The organism is Micromonospora sp. NPDC049089, assembly GCF_040648775.1.
In the GTDB taxonomy this organism is placed as follows: Bacteria; Actinomycetota; Actinomycetes; order Mycobacteriales; family Micromonosporaceae; genus Micromonospora.
The window spans coordinates 1-17,897 of the sequence record NZ_JBEZEH010000153.1 but is presented as its reverse complement, the minus strand read 5'-3'; the positions used below and the strand labels follow the sequence as shown (position 1 = coordinate 17,897).

Below are 17,897 nucleotides of genomic sequence, written 5' to 3'. Positions count from 1 at the left end.
ACCCCCAGGTCGTAGCCGGCCACCACGGCGACGTGCGTGGGCAGCACGCACACGCCCTGCGGCTCGGAGAACGTCGCCGCCGCGGCCGGGCCGTCCGCCCGGCCGCGCTCGCCCGAGCCGATCCGACGCACCGGCGTCTCGCCGTCCGGGTCGACCTCGACCAAAGAATGTCGGGCCGAGTCCGAGACCAGCAGGTTGCCGTTGGGCAGCAGCACCGCCTTACCCGGGAAGCGCAGCGCCGTCTCCGGTGCCGGCGGCGGGACGTACGGGCCGTTCCCCCGGTGAAGGGTGCCCTTGGCCTCGTGGGTGGTGATCAACTCGTCGATCAGTCGGGCGAGCCCTTCGGCGTGCCCCTCGCCGGCCATGGTGGCCACCACGTAACCCTCGGGGTCGATCACCGACAGGGTCGGCCAGGCCCGGGCCGCGTACTGCTGCCACATGTCCATCTCGGGATCGTCGAGTACGGGGTGGTGCACCCCGTACCGCTCCACCGCGGCGGCGAGCGCGTCGGCGTCCTTCTCGTGCTCGAACTTCGGCGAGTGCACGCCGATGACGACGAGCACGTCGCCGTACTTCTCTTCGAGCGGGCGCAGCTCATCGAGCACGTGCAGGCAGTTGATACAGCAGAACGTCCAAAAATCCGCGATTACGATCTTGCCGCGAAGGTCGGCGAGCTTGAGGTCGCGTCCACCGGTGTTCAGCCAGCCCCGACCGCGCAGTTCGGGAGCCCGTACTCGTGCGCTCATGCACCCATCGTGCCTGACCACCGGCCCGCGCCCGGCCGGAGGGGGCGAGATTCGGTACCACCTGCGGGTACGACGACGGCGGGGTCACGGTTGCCCGTGACCCCGCCGTCGGTGCGGCTATTTCGCGGCCGGCTTCAGGCAGAGCACCCGGTTGGCACCCTCACCCGGCAACACCACGTGGGGCTGCGTCGTGTCGGTGCACTTCTCCTTGGCGTCCACCTTCGAGACGATCGTGAACGCGCCCGCCTCGCCGCAGTCCGCCGCCGAGGCGCCGGCCTGCCCGGACTGCTTCACGCAGGTGCCAACCGCCGGGTCGAAGGCCGGTGTGTCGTTCCCACCGACCTTGCCGAGCAGAAGCAGCAGGCCGAGCGGCACCGCCAGGATGAGCATCGCGGCGATCAGCACCGCGGCCAGCACCCGGCCGTTACGTACCTTCGGCGTCGGGGGCTCCACCTTCGGCTCGTCGACGGCGTCCGGCTTGAACGCGTCGAACCGGCCCTGGTCCGACTGGCCGGCCTCCTGGCCCCAGGACGACGCGGGCTGCGGCGGTGGCGGGAACGACGGCGGGAAACCGCCGCCCGGCACCGACTCGGTCGCCGGCCCGCCGTAGCCCGGCGCGCCGGAGCCCGGGCCGCCGAAGTTCGGCGCACCGAAGGTCGCCGTTCCGTTCGGGGTGCCGGCGGCAGGCGCCCCGGGGCCGCCGAACTGGTCCGCCGGCGCCTCGGCACCGGAGTGCGGGCGGGTGCCGTTCACCGGCCTGTTGTTGCCCGGGGCGTCGACGAAGGACGGCACACCGGGCGGGAACGCCGGCGGCGCCTCGTTGAACGCGTTCGGTGCGGGCTGCCGGTCGTCGAAGCGCGGATCGGCCGACGGCTCGCCGCCCCAGCCGGGCCCAGCCTGCCGCTGCGCGTCGTTCTGCCAGTCGGGTGCGGGCTGCTGCCGCTGCGCGTCGTTCTGCCAGTCGGGAGCGATCTGCCGCTGCTCCTCGTGCTGCCAGTCGGGCGTCGCCTGTCGTGGCGCGTCGTTCTGCCACTCCGGAGCACCCTGACGGTCGGCGCCCGGGTCGCCCTGGAACGCCTCCGGCTCCGGCTCGGCCTCCGGCTCCGGTCGTGCCGGACGGCCGTACACCCGGGGTTGCGGGTTGGCCGTGCCGGTCGGTCGGATGGCCTGGTCGGTCGGAGGCATGACCCGGCTCGCCAGCGGCACCGAGGCGCTCGCCGTGGCCCGGGCCGCCGCGCCGGCTGCCGACTCGGCGTCCGACACCGGTACGACCGCGCGGCCCGCTCCGGACTCGGGCGAGGTGCGCGGGGCGGGTACCACCGCGCCGCTCGCGGAGACGTCCTCGGGGCGGCCACCGTACTGCGCGGCAGCGTCCGGGGTCTCCCGCTCGGCGTAGGCGGGCTGCTCGGGGATCGGAGCGAACTGGGCCTGGGGTGCGTAGTCGGACGGCGGGACGGCAGCCAGGCTGGCACCCGGCACGCGCTGCTCCTGCGGGGGAAGCGGCACCGCGTTCGCCGGCGAGATGCCCGGCGCGGGCCCGGGCTGGTAGGCCGGTGCCTCGTCGCCGCGGTCAGCCTCCCAGCCTCCACGGGACTGGGCGGAAGCTTCGGCCTCCGCGCGACCCCACACCTCACCGGGGGCCCACGGCTCGGCCTCCGGCACGCCGCCGGAGTTGCCCTGGGCGGCGTTGTCCGGGCCGGCGGCCCAGTTGGGCGCGCCGCCGCTGGTGGGCACGCTGGCGCTGGCACGGGCGGGGAGGTTGCTCGGCTCCGCCGGGGTCCACCCTGTCTGCTCCGGCCGCTCGGTCGGCTGCTCCGGTTGGGAGAGCACCCAGTCGGGCTGCTGTGGACGGCCCTCGGCCTCGGCCCAGGCGGCCGGCTGCGCGGGCTGGTCCTGCCGCGCGTCGTTGCCGCCGTTCCACGACGCGGGCTGCGCCTGCGCCTGCTGCTGCGCGGCCCACCCGCCGGAGTTGGCCGGATCGTCCTGCGCGGGCCAGTTCGTCGTCGGGGCCGGGACCTGGGCGGCGCCACGGGCCTGGCTCGGCTGGGCGGCCTGACCCCAGCCGGGGGCGGGCTGCTCGGTCGCTTCGGCGGGCTGGCCCCAGGCCGGTGGCGACTGCTCCGCCGGCGTCCACACCGGCTGGTCGTCGCGGGCGGCGCCGGCGGCGGGCCAGCCGCCATTGCCGGTGGCCTGCTCCTGCTGGGCGCCGCCGGACCAGCCGGCGGCCTGCGGTGCGTCGGATTGCGGAGATTCGGTCGCCCGCCAGTCGGCTGCGGGCGGGTTGGCCTGCGCCGCGCCGCCCCAGCCGCTGGCCGGGTCCTCCTGGGCGGGCCAGGCGGCGGTGGCCGGGGGAACCTGCGCGGCGCCCCGTGCGGCTGGCTGGGCCTGCACCCAGTCCGGCTGCTCAGCGGGGGCGTTCGGGGTCCAGGTCGGTGCGGGTGTGCTCTGCTCGGCGGGCGTCCAGCCCTGCTGCTGCGCGGCCCAGGGTTCGGGCTGTGCCGGGGTCGGCGCGCCGTCGTTGCCGGACCATGCGCCGGGCTGCTGCTGCGGCGGCTCGCTCGCGCCACCACCGGCGGCCCAGGCGGGCTGCGCCGGGTCGTTGGGCTGCGCGGCGGCACCCCAGGCGGGGGCCGGCGGCTGCTCAGGCTGGGTCGCCCATGCCGGCGCCGACGGGTTCGGTCGCGTCGGGGGCGGGGGTGCCCAGCCCAGGTCGGGGCCGGCGGCGTTCTGGCCGTTGTCCGGCTGCGCCGGGCGGTCGCCGTACGGCGCCGGTCCGCCGGCGCCCGGTGACACCTCGTCCGGCTCCTGGCCGGGTCGGTGCGGGCCCTCGGACGTCATGGGTGCGCCTCCTCCATCACATGTCGGCTCGCCGGTGCCGATCGGTCTCCTCGGCGTGGCTGCCGGCGTCACCGGCGTACCGCTGTGCCGGCTCCCCGCACGGTATCGGGTGGTGGCACGAACCGTCCAAGGAGCACTGCTCGTCACTCACCGTGGCCGGTTGATGTCGAGCAGTTCCTGACGGCTCGGCCTCTGCCGGGTCGGCGGGCGGCGACCGAAGCCCACCGTACCGGGCGCTGCGGCAGGGCGGAATCCCGGTGGTGGTGTCTGGAAAACGCCGATGGCCCACCCGGTGGGCCGGGTGGGCCATCGATCTGGAGGAGGTGAGGAATGTAGTGGAGCGTCAGCTCATGTGACGCTGGGCGATGACGAGGATTTCCTCGCGAACCGCCGGCGAGTTCGCCGAGCGCAGCGCGTGCTCGATGGCACGGGCGCGGCGGGTCGCGTCGCGGTGGTTGCGGATTCGCTCGATCATGCTGCTCATTGGTGGGTCCCCCTAGCTATTCGGTTGTCAGCCCCTGATGCATCTATTCAACAGCAGAAGCCGGCGAAATTCCATCGATTATTAGGTGAGCTGAGACACCTGCCTAACAATCAAAGGTCAACAGGCCCCTTGGCCGACGGTTCCTTCGCTCAACGGACACGGCCGGTGTGCCGGGCGTTAACCCGTGGCACACCGGCCGTGGCTGGCGTTCTGAAACGATCAGGTCCAGGCGAGCAGCGCCGCCTCCGGATCTGTGAGGAAGTCGCCGACGTCCCGCAGGAACTTCGAGCCCAGCTCACCGTCGATGATCCGGTGGTCGAAGCTCAGCCCCAGCGTGGTGACCTGGCGAACCTTGACCTTGCCCTTGTGCACCCAGGGCATCTCCCGCACCGCGCCGAAGGCCAGGATCGCGGACTCACCCGGCGGCAGGATCGGTGTGCCGGTGTCCACCCCGAACACGCCGACGTTGGTGATGGTCAGGGTGCCGCCGGACATGGCCGCCGGCGAGGTGCGGCCGGACTTCGCCGTCTGCACCAGGTCGGTCAGCGCGTCCGCCAACTCCCGCAGCGAGAGGCGGCCGGCGTCCTTGACGTTGGGCACGATCAGACCGCGCTCGGTGGCCGCCGCGATGCCGAGGTTGACGTACTCCTTGACCACGATCTCGTCGCCCGCCCAGGTCGAGTTGACCATCGGGTGCCGTTGCACCGCCAGCAGCACCGCCTTCGCCACCAGCAGCAGCGGCGAGACCCGTACGTCGCGCCACTCCCGCCGGCCGCGCAGCCGGTCCAGTGCCTTCATCGCCCGGGTCACGTCGACGGTCAGGAACTCCGTCACGTGCGGGGCGGTGAACGCCGAGCGGGACATGTTCTCGGCAGTCAGCTTGCGGACGCCCTTGACCGGGATGCGCTGCTCCCGGTCCGCGCCGAAGCTGGGCGCCGTCGTCGCCGCGATCGGCTCGGCAACCACAACGCTCGCGCCGCTCGCCGCCTGCTGCACGTCCTCCCGGGTGATCGAGCCGAGCGGCCCCGACCCGGTCAACGTGGCGAGGTCGACCCCGAGATCCTTGGCGAGCTTGCGCACCGGCGGCTTGGCCAGCACGGCTCCCCCGCTCGCCCCACCGCGTCGATCATGGACTTGTGGTGCCGGAATCGTGGGAGTCGGGGCCGGTTTGTGACCCACCACAACTCCATGATCGACTCCAGCGGGGGCGGCGGGCGCCGGGACCGCGCCCTTGCGGGGGCGGCGCTTCGCGGCGGTGGTACGCGGCCCGTAACCGACCAGCACCGCCGTCCGCCCGCCCGGGGCCGCACCGCCGATCAGACCGGGTTCGATCATGCCCTCGGCCGGTGCCACCTCCACCGCCGCCAGCGAGGCCGCCGACGGGGTGGGCAGGTCACCGCTGGGCGTGGCAGTGGTCGACAGCGCCTCCAGCGGCCCGGCACCCGGGTCGGTGTCGATCGCGATGATCGGCGTACCGACCTCGACCGTGGTGCCCTCCGGGTGGTGGATCGCCTGGACCTGGCCGGCCCACTTCGCCGGGATCTCCACGGCCGCCTTCGCCGTCTCCACCTCGACGATCGGCTGGTTCAGCTCGATGGTGTCGCCGACCTTGACCAGCCAGGCCAGGATCTCGCCCTCGGTCAGCCCCTCGCCCAGGTCGGGCAGGTTGAACGTCTTGATCCGGGACATGTCGCTCACCAGCCGAAGGTGCGGTCGACGGCGTCGAGCACCCGATCGAGGTCGGGCAGGTACTCCTCCTCCACCCGGGCGGCCGGGTAGGGGGTGTCGAAGCCGGTCACCCGCAGCACTGGCGACTCCAGGGAGTAGAAGCACTCCTCGGTGATCCGGGCGGCCAACTCGGCGCCAAGGCCGATGTTGGACGGCGCCTCGTGCACCACGACCACACGGCCGGTGCGCTTCACCGACTCGTACGCCGCGGTCAGATCCAGCGGCGAGAGCGAGCGCAGGTCGATGACCTCCAGCTCCCGGCCGTCCTCGGCGGCGGCGGTCGCCGCCTCCAGGCAGGTCCGCACCATCGGACCGTAGGCCAGCACGGTGACGTCGGTGCCGGGCCGCACGACCCGGGCCGAGTGCAGGGGGTACGCGTCGGACAGCGGCGCGTCCAGGTCGACCTGGCCCTTCTCCCAGTAGCGCCGCTTGGGCTCCAGGAAGACGATCGGGTCGTCCGAGGCGATGGCCTGCTGGATCATCACGTACGCGTCCTGCGGGTTGGAGCAGGTCACCACCTTCAGTCCGGCGGTGTGCGCGAAGTACGCCTCCGGCGACTCGGAGTGGTGCTCGACCGCGCCGATGCCGCCGCCGAACGGGATCCGGATCACCATGGGGATGCTGAGCTTGCCGCCCGAGCGGTAGTGCATCTTCGCCACCTGCGACACGATCTGGTCGTACGCGGGGTAGACGAAGCCGTCGAACTGGATCTCGCAGACCGGCCGGTAGCCGCGGATGGCCAGACCGACAGCGGTGCCGATGATGCCGGACTCGGCCAACGGGGTGTCGATCACCCGCTGGTCGCCGAAGTCCTTCTGGAGACCGTCGGTGATCCGGAAGACGCCGCCGAGCTTGCCGACGTCCTCGCCCATGATGATGACCTTGGGGTCGTTCTCCAGGGCGCGGCGCAGACCGGTGTTGAGGGCCTTTCCGATGGTGAGCGTCTCCGTGGCCATCAGTGGGCGCTCCCCTCGAACGACTCCATGTAGCGGCTGAACTTCGCGCGCTGCTCGTCGAGCAGCGGAGACCCGTTGGGGTAGACGTTGTCGAACATCGTCACCGGTTCCGGGTTCGGCATCTCGAGCACCCGCTCACGCAGGTGCACCGACTCGCGGCGGGCCTGCTCGTCGACCTCGGCGAAGAAGCCCGCGTCGGCGATCTGCTGCTTCTCCAGGAAGGCCTTGACCCGGGCGATCGGGTCCTTGGCCTGCCACGCCTCGACCTCGCTGGCGATGCGGTAGCGGGTCGGGTCGTCGGAGGTGGTGTGCGCGCCCATCCGGTAGGTGTACGCCTCGATCAGGCTCGGGCCCTGCCCGAGGCGGGCGTTGTCCAGCGCGGTGCGGGTGACCGCGTACGTGGCGAGCACGTCGTTGCCGTCCACCCGTACGCCGGGGAAGCCGAAGCCGGCGGCCCGCTGGTAGAGGGGGACGCGGGTCTGCCGCTCCAGCGGCTCGGAGATCGCGTACTGGTTGTTCTGGCAGAAGAAGACCAGCGGCGCGTTGAACACGCTGGCCCAGACGAATGCCTCGTTCACGTCGCCCTGGCTGGTGGCGCCGTCACCGAAGTAGGCGATCGCCGCCTCGCCGTCGTCGGTGCCGGTCTTGCCGTCGATGGTGATGCCCATCGCGTAGCCGGTCGCGTGCAGGGTCTGCGCCCCGATGACGATCGTGTACATGTTGAACTTGAACTCGTTCGGGTCCCAGCCGCCCTGGTCGACGCCGCGGAACAGGCCGAGCGGCATGATCGGGTCGATGCCCCGGCAGTAGAGGACGCCGTGCTCCCGGTAGGTCGGGAAGGCCATGTCCTGGGTGCGCAGCGCCCGCCCGGAGCCGACCTGGGCGGCTTCCTGGCCGAGCAGGCTGGCCCACAGGCCCAGCTCGCCCTGACGCTGGAGAGCGGTCGCCTCGGCGTCCAGCTTCCGGACCAGCACCAGGTCGCGGTAGAGACCGCGGTATTCCTCGTCGGTGAAGTCGACGCGGTACTCGGTGCCGTCCGGCCCGATGGCGCTGTCGATCCGCTCGCCTTCGGGGGTGAGTAGCTGCACCAGCGCGGGGTCGCCGGCCGCGCCCTTCCTGGAGCGGGGTGCAGCCCGCCTGCTGCGGGTGGTGCCCCCGGGGTCGCCCTTTGCCATCGGTGTCTCCCTGTCGTGTCTGCGTCGGCACCGGGGGGTCACCCGGCCGCGCAACTCGTGCGCCTGCCCGGCTGCTGCCGGGCCGGTTCCTGGCGGCCGCGCCTAGCCCCGGTGGGGGTTGCCGCACGGCGTGATCCGGTGTCTGGCCGAACCCGGATCGGGAGCGCCGGCGCTCAACCGCGCCTGCCGCGAGGGTGCGCGGAGGTCACGGCTGCGTTGCCGTCGTGCTCCATATTCGCAGAGCAGGTGAGCGCGCCCACAGTACGCCTGCCTCCGCAATCCGACTGCCCATGCTTTGACGCCGTTTGTCGCCATCATGCCGGCCGGCGTTTCCCATGCGTTGCGGCACGATTCGTCACCGTTCGGGCAGCACTGCGTGTCGACACGCAGTGGAGGTTGGCTGACCCACCGTGACTGCGTCAGGCTGATTCCCGCAGGATCGCGCCTATCGGGTCATTTGTCGGGTTTTACCCTACGGCGGCGTCCATCCATGTCCTCCAACGGCCGACGACTAGGGGTGTGCGGTGTACGAGCCAGGTGACGGTCCCGGCACACCAGCGCTCGGTCGGCACCGGTCGGCTGGCGGCTATCGCCGGGTGGTCGGTGTCCACCGGGCCCCCGGCGCCGGTGGCACCTCCCGCGGTTACCTGCTCACCGTCGCGCTGCTGGCCGGCACGGCGTCGATGCCCATCCTCGCCGCGATCAGCGCGGGCTCGGCCACCCCGGGCAGCAGCGCCCTACCGGACAGCAGCACCCCGTTCATGCCGACCCCGTCCGTCGGGCCGGTGGTGATCCCCATGCCGATGACCAGCCAACCGGCGCTTCCCCCGCTCGGCACACCCAGCGTCGGCCCGACCAGCGGCTGGCTGCCGGCCGCGCCGTCGCATGCACGGGGAGGGCCTGCCGCTGCCGATCCCGGGCCCGCCCGGTGGACGACCGCCCCGCCGGTGGCACCGAGACCCACGCGGAGCACCTCGCCGCCGGTACCCCCGCCCGTCGCTCCGCCACCGCCGACCCACCCGGATCCGACCGATCCGCCGGACCCGACCGATCCGCCGGACCCGACCGATCCGCCGGACCCGGAGCCGACCGATCCGCCAGACCCCACCGACTCGGCGGACCCGGACCCCACCGACTCGCCGAGCCCCTCCAGCTCGGCCGATCCCGATCCGACCCCGACCCTGACGGTGGACCCGACACCCACGCCGACCGACGACGCGACAGCGACCGCCGTGCCGACCAGCACCCGGTCCGTCCCGGCCCCCACACCCACGCCGCCCGCGGTACCGACCCGCCGACCCGGCCCGGTGATCCCGTCGCCGTCGGTCGTCGCCCCGACGCCCAGCGTCAGCCCGGCGCCACTGGCCGGACCGACCTACCCTGCGGTCCCGCCGACGGTACGGTGACGATCAGGCGCGACCCGTCCGGCGTCGGCGTCGGCGCTCGGCGGTAGGCGCGTACCGGAGGGGGTGGCGTGGGCGGCGGTGCGGAACCCCGCCCGGTCACCACCCGGCCCGGCCCGGGGCTGCGGATCGCCCGGCTGGTCACCGAGGTGACCGCCCCGGCGGTACTCGTGTCGCTGCTGATCATCACGGTGAGCTGGCGCAGCGCCAGCCGCCCCGGTCAGGGCCTCGTCTGGGGTCTGCTCGCCACTCTCTTCGTCACCGGCATTCCGTTCGCCTACATCGTCGGCGGGGTACGCCGGGGCCGGCTCACCGACCACCACGTCGGCCGCCGGGAGCAGCGCCGGGCGCCGCTGCTGGTCGGCCTCGGTTCGGTCGCGGCGGGCCTCGCCCTGCTCGCCGTGCTCGGCGCGCCCCGCCCGCTGCTGGCACTGGCGGTGTCCGGCCTCGTCGGCCTCGTCGTCGCCGTGTCGGTCAGCCACTGGTGGAAGATGTCGATCCACTCGGCGGTGGCCGCCGGCACGCTGGTCATCCTGATGCTGACCTTCGGGACCCGGCTGGTCGTCGCCGCACCGCTGCTGGCGGTGGTCGGCTGGTCTCGGGTACGGCTGAAGGACCACACGCTGGCACAGGTGCTGGCCGGAGGTGTGCTCGGCGCCCTGATCGCCGCGGTGATCTTCGGTTCGCTGCGCTAGCCCGACCCGGAACCTGCGGCGCTGGCCGGGCCCAGGACCCGCTGCGCTGGCTCGACCCACGGCGGGCTGGCTGGCCGGGCCCGGGAGGGCGATGCCGGCCGGGCCGAGGGCGGGCGGCGCGGAGCCGCCCACCCTCGGACGCCGTCAGGCGCCGTCGTCGGCGAGGCGGTGGCGGTTCGCCTCGATCCACGCGTCCAGCGCGGCCGGGTCGTCCGGGTCCACCCCGTCGGCCATCAGCTGCGCCACCGCGGCGGTGGCCGCGCTGCGCCGCTCACCGGTCGAGTAGAGGCGGGCGAACTCTGGCACCATCTCCTCGATCGCCTCGTCGGTGCGCGTCGTCGCCGCCTCGGGCAGCCCGCGCTGGCGCGACGCGTACCGCGCCCAGGCCCGCAGCACCCGGGGGAGCATCGCCGCGTCGTCCATGTCCAGCACGGCCCGGCGGTGCACCCAGTCCAGCAGGAAGAGCCCGGACACCGCCGGACTCCAGCGCATCGGATCGGCGTCCGGGAAGCTCGCCGAGTGGTCCAGCAGCAGGCTCAGGCAGAAGTGCAGCGAGGCCAACTCCGGGCCGTCGACGGCGTCCAGCCCGAAGCGGGCGGCCTCCGGCGCGGCGAGGAACCGCCGGACCAGGTCGGTGCGTTCGGCCGCAGAGAGCGGCTCGACCTCCGCCGGACCGGTCGGGTCGGCAGCGGTGGGCAGCATCGCCAGCCGGGCCCCGACCAACGCCCGGTCGGTGGCGAGCGACCCTTCGCCGGGCAACTCGCCCAGGTCGTCGGTGACCGCCAGATGGCGAGCCACCTCGCCCCGGAACCGGGCTGGATCCTCGGTACGGAACCAGGTCAGCTCGTCGTCGGCGCACATCTGCCGGACCTGGTCCAGGATCCGTTCGGCCGGCCCGCCCACGAAGATGTCCTTGGTGATCCCGATGTTGTGGTCCACCAGGGCCACCAGCGCGTGCTCCGAACCGCCGGACTCGTCGTCGTAGGCGAAGGTCGCGAGGTAGGAGGTCTGGTCGCCGTACACGTCGCCGTACGCCCAGGTGCCGGTGAGGTGCACGCGGCCGAGCTGGGCCGTCCAGGTGGGCGCCTGGCTGCCCGGGCGCACCCGATCGGCGCCCTCGGCGGTCGGAACGAGGGTGGCGAAGACCTGCCGAATGGTGGTCGCCGCCGCGACCCTGCGGCGGGCGGTGGCGGCGAGGAAGCCGGTGACGAACTCCCGTACGGCGGCGTCGCGGTCGGTCTCCGCGATGGCGTAGACACTGCCCAGCAGGGCGCTGCCGAGCATCTCGGCGTCGAGGGCGGACTCCAGCTTGGTCACGTCGCGTGCGGCGTGCAGCACCGCGTCGTAGGGGGTCTGAGGCGTGGCCATGCTCCGACCCTACGCCGCCCGGGGCGTACGCAGAGCGGTAGCGAGCCGTGCGGAGCGTCAGCGGCGTGCGGCGTCCCGCAGCGCGTCGCGTGCCTGGGCGTACGAGCCGAGCACGGTCCGTACCGGTGTCAGTACGTACTCGTCGCCCACCTGGGCGACCCGGGCCGTCAGCCGCTGGTCGGCGCGGGCCCGGGCGCGCCGGGCGGCCAGGCGCACCACCGGCCGGGTCAGCGCCGCCACCAGCAGCCCGGCCAGCAGGCCGCCGAGCAGCAGGACGGTCGGCAGCGGCACCTGGCCGACCATCGGGTTGTCCAGCGCGGGCAGGCCGAGCGCCCGCAGCGCGTAGCCGAGCACCAACCAGCCCAGCCCGACCACGGCGGCGAGCGTGACCAACCACTGCACACCCCCGACGAGCCGCCACCACAGCGGGCGACGGTCGAGGCCGAGGTCGGTGCCAGCGATCGTGCGATCCAGGGCGTCCGGCAGGTCGCCGAGGCGGGACCGGGCGGCGGAGGTCACCGCGCCGGGCCAGGCCGCGGGCAGGTCGGCGGCGGCCCGGTCGGCCACCGCGCGGATGGCGAGGCCGAGCGCCGAACGCTGGGCGGCCGTCGGGTCCGGTACCGAGGTGGCCGCCACCAGGCTCTCCGCCGGGTCGGCCTGGTCACCGGTCGGTCCGGGCAGGTGCAGCCGACGCAGCGGGTCGGGCCGCAATCGCCGCCAGCCCCGGACCACGGGCCAGCCGGTGGCCGCGCCGGCCCGGTGCCGGTACGCCCGCTCCACGGCCTCGGTCACCGCCGGCACCCCGGCGGCCCCGGCCAGAGCCCGGTTCAGCCCGTTGACGGAGGTGTCGTCCGGCCCGCCCGCCGGCCGGGCCGAACCGACCAGCTCGTCCAGGCCGGCGACGACCGTGTCGACGTCACCCGCGAGCCGGCGCAACGCGGCCTGCCGCTCGGCGACCGTGCGCTCCAGCGCGTTGCGCAGCCCGACCATTCCGGCCGGATCGATGGCGGTGGTGGCAAGCAGGGGCACCCCGGTCAGCCCGTCCGTGTCGAGCAGCCGACGCAGGTCGTCCAGGACCCGGGGCACCTCGGCCGGGGGCAGCCGGTCGGCCTGGTTGAGCACGACCAGGGTGACTTCCCGGTGCCGGTGGAACTCGCGCAGGTAGCTGTCGTGGATGACCCGGTCGGCGTACTTCTGTGGGTCGACGACCCAGACCACCTGGTCGACAAGGCCGAGGAGTCGGTCCACCTCGAGCCGGTGCGATCGCTGCACCGAGTCGAAGTCGGGCAGGTCGAGCAGGATCAGCCCGTGCAGGGCCGTCTCGTCGTCCGCGTCCAGGGCGCTCTCCCGGACGAAGCGGTGTCGGGGCAGTACGCCGATCCAGTCGAGCAGATGGTTGGCGCCCTCCAGCGGCCCCCACACGCAGGCGTGGGTGACGCCGGTGGTCGGCCGGCGCACCCCGACCGGCGAGAGTTCCAGTTGGGCCAACGCGTTGAAGAGGCTGGACTTGCCGCTGCCCGTGGCACCGGCCAGGGCGACCACCGTGTGGTCCCGGGACAGCGCGAGCCGGGTGCCGGCCCGCTCGACAAGGGTGTGCGCGGGCACCAGGTCGGCGTCCGGCAGCAGACCGTCCACGGCGGTCAGGAACCGGCGTACCGCGTCCAGGCGGGCGATCAGCGCGTCGGCGTCGACCCGCTGGTCCCCGCGGAACACCTCGCGTACCCGGCCGGCGATGTTGCTCACCGGGAGCCCTCCTCGTCGGCGGCGGACAGGCCGCTGCGGTGCCGGGCCAGCTCGACCCGGCCGGCGGCCCGGCGCAGCCCGTCGCCGGCGTCCGCGGCGGGGCGGGCGTCGGCGGTGCGGCTCAGGAAACGGTCGGCCTCCGCGTCGAGCAGCGTCCGCACCCGGCCCAGCAGGTCGGTGCGGGCCTTGGCGGCGAGGGCACGCACCGCCTGGTCGCCGAAGATCGCCTGGAGGACGGCCTGCGCGGCGACAGTGGTGCCGGCACCGGTGGCCAGTTCCAGCCCGGTCGGGATGAACGCGGTGGAGGCGAAGACGGCGATCATCACGGCCAGCCCGGTGGCATTCACCGCGTACGCGGCGGTGCGGGCCACGAACCGCTTGTCACCGCCCTCGACCCGGACCAGTTCCAGCACTCCGCGCTGCCAGTCCCGGACCATGCGCTCGGCGCGTTCGGGTAGGTCGTCGCTCGGGTGGGCGAGCGCCGGGTCGAGCAGCCCGGCGCCGGCCGGGTGTGCCTTCCACCCGGTGTACGCGGACTCGGCAGCCTCCGAGGCCACCCCGCGCAGCAGCGTCACCAGTTGGGACTCGATGGCGTTGCGCAGCTCGGCGGCGGGTGCCGGCCGACCGGTGACGGCGGCCACTACCCGGTCCCGGAGGCGGCCGATCCGTGCCTCCAGCGTGCGGAACAGCTCGCCGGTGCCGACGAACTCCTGCCAGCGGGCGAGCACCTCACCCCGGAGCAGCCGGCCGTCCTGGAGCCCCTGCTCGACGGTGCGCTCGGCACCCCGGTACGCGGCCCGGACCCGTTCGTCCAGCCCGTCGGCGGCGGCGAGCTGCTCGTCGGCGGCGTCGGCCAGATCCTCCACCGAGGGGTGGAGTGCGGCCAGCGCCCCGTCGAGGGTCTGGCGGACCACCGCCGCCCGGGCGTCCGCGTCGGCGGCCAACCGGGCGAACCAGTCGGCAAGGGGAGCGGTGACTCCCTCGGGGAGCAGCCCCTGACCGTCGACCCAGGTCTCGGGCAGCACGAACAGCGGCGCCCGGCCGAGGTCCTGCTCGGCGAGCATCTCGGTCAGGTGCGCGGCGATCTCGTCGGTGGCCTCGGCGGGCACCCGGTCCAGCACCATGGCGATCACGGCGCCGCGCGCCCGGGCGCTGCGCAGCAGCTCCCACGGCACCGCGTCCGCGTACCGGGCGGCGGTGGTGACGAAGAGCCACAGGTCGGCGGCGGCCAGCAGTTGCGTGGCGAGTGCCCGGTTGGCGTCGACGACCGAGTCGATGTCGGGCGCGTCGAGGAAGGCCAGCCCGGCGGGCAGGGCCGGGGCGGTGACGAGGTGCAGGGCGCGCGGATCGTCGCTCGGCTCGGTGGTGCGGGTCAGACCCGGCAGGAGCTCTCCCTGCCGAAACCAGGCCGCGTCGGACGGGTTGCAGACCAGCACCGGGGAGCGGGTGGTCGGCCGGAGCACGCCGGCGGCGCTGACCCGGGCCTTGACCAGGCTGTTGACCAGGGTCGACTTGCCCGCGCCGGTGGAGCCGCCGACCACCACGAGCAGTGGGGCGTCCAGCCGGGCGAGCCGGGGCAGCAGGTAGTCGTCGAGTTGGTCGGTGAGTGCGGTGGCGGTGTGCCGGGCGGGGCCGGCGGAGGGCAGCGCGAGGGGATAGCGGGTCGCGCCGATCGCCTCCCGGAGGCCCGACAGCGCGCCGGGGAGGCTGTCGTCCCCGGTGGTGGCGGGGGGCTCCTCCGCGGCGGCCGGCGGGTCGGTGCGGGCTGCGACGGCGGGCGCACCGGAACGGGTGGCGGGATCGCCGTGCGTCGTCACCGCTAAAGCGTGCCCGACCGATGCAAGGGAAGACAACCGGACGGTAATAACGGCTGGGTTGCGTCGGGTTGACTCAAGTCACCTTGACGATTGGCCAACGCGTGGCACTATTGAGTCAAGTTCACTCAACTTGTGGTGGGGCCCGCTGCGGGCGGTGCTCGCCAGCAGCCCACGGGCGATGCCCGTCACCTGCACAACCTTACGAAGCGAGGAAGCGAAGATGGCACGTGCGGTCGGTATCGACCTCGGCACGACGAACTCCTGCGTCAGCGTTCTCGAGGGCGGTGAGCCCACCGTCATCGCCAACGCTGAGGGTTCGCGGACGACTCCTTCGATCGTCGCGTTCGCCCGTAACGGCGAGGTGCTCGTCGGTGAGGTCGCCAAGCGCCAAGCGGTGACCAACCCGGACCGGACGATCCGGTCGGTCAAGCGCGAGGTCGGCACGAACTGGTCCGTCGACATCGACGGCAAGAAGTACACCCCGCAGGAGATCTCGGCCCGGACGCTGATGAAGCTCAAGCGGGACGCCGAGGCGTACCTGGGCGAGCAGATCACCGACGCGGTGATCACCGTTCCGGCCTACTTCAACGACAGCCAGCGCCAGGCGACGAAGGAGGCCGGTGAGATCGCCGGCTTCAACGTGCTGCGGATCGTCAACGAGCCGACGGCCGCCGCCCTGGCGTACGGGCTGGACAAGGGTTCCAAGGAGCAGACCGTCCTGGTCTTCGACCTCGGAGGTGGCACCTTCGACGTGTCGCTGCTGGAGCTGGCCGAGGGCGTCGTCGAGGTCAAGTCGACGAGCGGTGACAACCAGCTCGGTGGCGACGACTGGGACCAGCGGATCATCGACCACCTGGTCAAGACGTTCCGTGGTGAGCACGGCATCGACCTCTCGCAGGACAAGATGGCCCTCCAGCGGCTCCGCGAGGCAGCCGAGAAGGCCAAGATCGAGCTGTCCGCCGCCACCACCACCAACATCAACCTGCCGTACATCACCGCCGGCGCGGCCGGCCCGCTGCACCTCGACGTGACGCTGAGCCGTGCCGAGTTCCAGCGGATGACGCAGGACCTGCTGGACCGCTGCAAGGGCCCGTTCGAGCAGGCCGTGAAGGACGCCGGGATCAAGATCTCCGACGTCGAGCACGTCATCCTGGTCGGTGGTTCGACCCGGATGCCCGCCGTGACCGACCTGGTCAAGCAGCTCACCGGCCGTGACCCCAACAAGGGCGTCAACCCGGACGAGGTGGTCGCCGTCGGCGCCGCCCTCCAGGCCGGCGTGCTCAAGGGTGAGGTCAAGGACGTCCTGCTGCTCGACGTGACCCCGCTGAGCCTGGGCATCGAGACCAAGGGCGGCATCTTCACCAAGCTGATCGAGCGCAACACCACCATCCCGACCAAGCGTTCCGAGGTCTTCACCACGGCCGACGACAACCAGCCGTCGGTGCTGATCCAGGTGTTCCAGGGTGAGCGTGAGATCGCGGCGTACAACAAGAAGCTTGGCACCTTCGAGCTGACCGGCCTTCCGCCGGCGCCGCGCGGCGTGCCGCAGATCGAGGTCGCGTTCGACATCGACGCCAACGGCATCGTCAACGTGCACGCCAAGGACCTGGGCACCGGCAAGGAACAGAAGATGACGATCACCGGCGGCTCCTCGCTGCCGAAGGACGACATCGAGCGGATGCGCCGGGACGCCGAGGAGCACGCGGAGGAGGACAAGCGTCGCCGCGACGACGCCGAGACCCGCAACGTGGCCGAGGCGCTCCAGTGGCAGACCGAGAAGTTCCTCGCCGAGAGCGGCGACAAGCTGCCCGCTGAGAACCGCGAGCAGCTCAACGAGGCGCTCGGTGAGCTGCGTGGCGCCCTCGGCGGTCAGGACATCGAGAAGATCAAGTCGGCGCACGAGAAGCTGGCTCAGGTCTCCCAGCAGGCCGGTTCGCTGCTCTACTCGTCTCAGGCCGAGCAGGGTCAGCAGCCGGGTGGCGAGCCCGGCCCGGGTGCGACCGGCGCGACCGGTGCGACCGGCCCGCAGGCCGGCGGTGCCGACGACGTGGTCGACGCGGAAATCGTGGACGAGGACGGCAAGAAGTGACCGTCGGCCTCCGACACGTTTCCACCGCGAAGGGGATGAGGTAGCCGCATGACGCAGAAGCCACGAGCCGCCGACCCGGGCGACACCGGGTCGACGCCGGGTGGCTCCGCGACCACGGAGCCGACCGGCGACGGGGAGCGGGTCGTCATCCGCAACAACCGTAAGCTCGTCGACACCGCCGAGCCGGAGGGGACCGCCGCGGACGCGGAGACCGGTGTGCCGGCCGAGGGTCTGGTCGAGGACGCCGAGGTCGTGGTCGATGAGATCGAGGTCGAGGTCAACTCCACCGACGGGCCGGAGCCGTCCGGTCCGGCGGTGGTGGACGCCCCGGCGCAGCCGGTGGACGGTGGCCGCGCGGGCATCTCGCTCGGCGCCGAGCTGGAGGCACTACGAGCCGAGCTGGACGAGCGGACCAGGGATCTCCAGCGGGTGTCGGCGGAGTACGCCAACTACCGCAAGCGGGTCGACCGGGACCGCAGCCTCGTGCAGGAGCAGGCGACCGGCTCGGTGCTGGCCGCGCTGCTGCCGATCCTGGACGACCTGGACCGCGCCCGGGAACACGGCGACCTGGTCGGGCCGTTCGGCACGGTGGCGGAACAGCTCACCACCGCGCTGGGCAAGTTCGGCCTGAACGCCTTCGGCGAGCAGGGCGACCCGTTCGATCCGACCCGGCACGAGGCGGTCGCGCACCAGACGTCGGCCGACGTCAGCGAGCCGACCTGCGTACAGGTCATGCGACGCGGCTACCAGCTCGGTGAGCGGCTGCTGCGCCCCGCGCTGGTCGCGGTCGCGGATCCGGAATAGTGCCAGACAGTGAGCAGGCCGTCCCACCCACCGCCCAGCGGTGGGTGGGAC

General features: G+C 73.1%; 13 protein-coding genes. 4 read left to right on the top strand and 9 right to left on the bottom strand.

What is annotated here, in order from left to right:
* The 6 genes from AB0B48_RS23605 to pdhA form a co-directional block, all read right to left on the bottom strand.
* Window positions 1-746: thioredoxin-like domain-containing protein (locus tag AB0B48_RS23605; protein ID WP_357204893.1), on the bottom strand; the 746-nt coding region annotated here is incomplete at its 3' end.
* A 117-nt stretch (window positions 747-863) separates the two neighbouring features.
* Window positions 864-3,584, bottom strand: coding sequence for a hypothetical protein (locus tag AB0B48_RS23600; protein WP_357204891.1), 2,721 nt, complete (start codon window positions 3,582-3,584; stop codon window positions 864-866).
* 343 nt (window positions 3,585-3,927) lie between these two features.
* Window positions 3,928-4,068, bottom strand: a complete 141-nt coding sequence (locus AB0B48_RS23595) for a hypothetical protein (RefSeq protein ID WP_355004647.1) — start codon at window positions 4,066-4,068, stop codon at window positions 3,928-3,930.
* Between the two features lie 219 nt (window positions 4,069-4,287).
* A complete protein-coding gene (locus tag AB0B48_RS23590) occupies window positions 4,288-5,766 on the bottom strand; it encodes a dihydrolipoamide acetyltransferase family protein (RefSeq protein ID WP_357204887.1) in 1,479 nt (492 codons plus the stop codon).
* On the bottom strand, window positions 5,763-6,752 hold the full coding sequence (locus tag AB0B48_RS23585) for an alpha-ketoacid dehydrogenase subunit beta (RefSeq protein ID WP_355004649.1): 990 nt from the start codon (window positions 6,750-6,752) through the stop codon (window positions 5,763-5,765). The genes AB0B48_RS23590 and AB0B48_RS23585 overlap by 4 nt, the downstream gene beginning before the upstream one ends.
* Window positions 6,752-7,927, bottom strand: a complete 1,176-nt coding sequence (gene pdhA / locus AB0B48_RS23580) for a pyruvate dehydrogenase (acetyl-transferring) E1 component subunit alpha (protein WP_355004650.1) — start codon at window positions 7,925-7,927, stop codon at window positions 6,752-6,754. Before pdhA ends, AB0B48_RS23585 begins: the two co-directional genes overlap by 1 nt.
* A 524-nt stretch (window positions 7,928-8,451) precedes the next feature.
* On the opposite strand from pdhA, the gene AB0B48_RS23575 reads away from it, so the two are divergent.
* Entirely contained in the window at window positions 8,452-9,333 is an 882-nt protein-coding gene (locus tag AB0B48_RS23575; RefSeq protein ID WP_357204883.1) for a hypothetical protein, read from the top strand.
* Window positions 9,334-9,401: 68 nt separating this feature from the next.
* Window positions 9,402-10,025 carry a phosphatase PAP2 family protein gene (locus AB0B48_RS23570; protein ID WP_357204880.1) on the top strand — a complete coding sequence of 208 codons (624 nt, stop codon included), beginning with the start codon at window positions 9,402-9,404 and terminating at the stop codon, window positions 10,023-10,025.
* Between the two features lie 144 nt (window positions 10,026-10,169).
* On the opposite strand, the gene AB0B48_RS23565 is transcribed toward AB0B48_RS23570, so the two are convergent.
* The 3 genes from AB0B48_RS23565 to AB0B48_RS23555 are packed head-to-tail and all read right to left on the bottom strand — an operon-like array spanning window position 10,170 to window position 14,953.
* Window positions 10,170-11,393, bottom strand: a complete 1,224-nt coding sequence (locus tag AB0B48_RS23565; protein ID WP_357204877.1) for a hypothetical protein — start codon at window positions 11,391-11,393, stop codon at window positions 10,170-10,172.
* Window positions 11,394-11,450: 57 nt separating this feature from the next.
* Window positions 11,451-13,136 (bottom strand): GTPase, encoded by a 1,686-nt coding sequence (locus AB0B48_RS23560; protein WP_355004654.1) that lies wholly within the window; start codon window positions 13,134-13,136, stop codon window positions 11,451-11,453.
* A complete protein-coding gene (locus AB0B48_RS23555; RefSeq protein WP_357204873.1) occupies window positions 13,133-14,953 on the bottom strand; it encodes an ABC transporter in 1,821 nt (606 codons plus the stop codon). The genes AB0B48_RS23560 and AB0B48_RS23555 overlap by 4 nt, the downstream gene beginning before the upstream one ends.
* A 220-nt stretch (window positions 14,954-15,173) precedes the next feature.
* On the opposite strand from AB0B48_RS23555, the gene dnaK reads away from it, so the two are divergent.
* Both dnaK and grpE read left to right on the top strand, forming a co-directional pair.
* On the top strand, window positions 15,174-17,042 hold the full coding sequence (dnaK, locus tag AB0B48_RS23550; protein WP_355004656.1) for a molecular chaperone DnaK: 1,869 nt from the start codon (window positions 15,174-15,176) through the stop codon (window positions 17,040-17,042).
* Window positions 17,043-17,090: 48 nt separating this feature from the next.
* Complete coding sequence (gene grpE / locus AB0B48_RS23545) at window positions 17,091-17,846, top strand: nucleotide exchange factor GrpE (protein ID WP_357204869.1); 756 nt, start codon at window positions 17,091-17,093, stop codon at window positions 17,844-17,846.
* Window positions 17,847-17,897 lie beyond the last annotated feature (51 nt).

Coding starts and splice junctions, on each gene's coding strand:
- AB0B48_RS23585 (WP_355004649.1), bottom strand. CDS start 6,752: ATGGCCACGGAGACGCTCACCATCGGAAAGGCCCTCAACACCGGTCTG.
- pdhA (WP_355004650.1), bottom strand. CDS start 7,927: ATGGCAAAGGGCGACCCCGGGGGCACCACCCGCAGCAGGCGGGCTGCA.
- grpE (WP_357204869.1), top strand. CDS start 17,091: ATGACGCAGAAGCCACGAGCCGCCGACCCGGGCGACACCGGGTCGACG.
- AB0B48_RS23595 (WP_355004647.1), bottom strand. CDS start 4,068: ATGAGCAGCATGATCGAGCGAATCCGCAACCACCGCGACGCGACCCGC.
- AB0B48_RS23600 (WP_357204891.1), bottom strand. CDS start 3,584: ATGACGTCCGAGGGCCCGCACCGACCCGGCCAGGAGCCGGACGAGGTG.
- AB0B48_RS23565 (WP_357204877.1), bottom strand. CDS start 11,393: ATGGCCACGCCTCAGACCCCCTACGACGCGGTGCTGCACGCCGCACGC.
- dnaK (WP_355004656.1), top strand. CDS start 15,174: ATGGCACGTGCGGTCGGTATCGACCTCGGCACGACGAACTCCTGCGTC.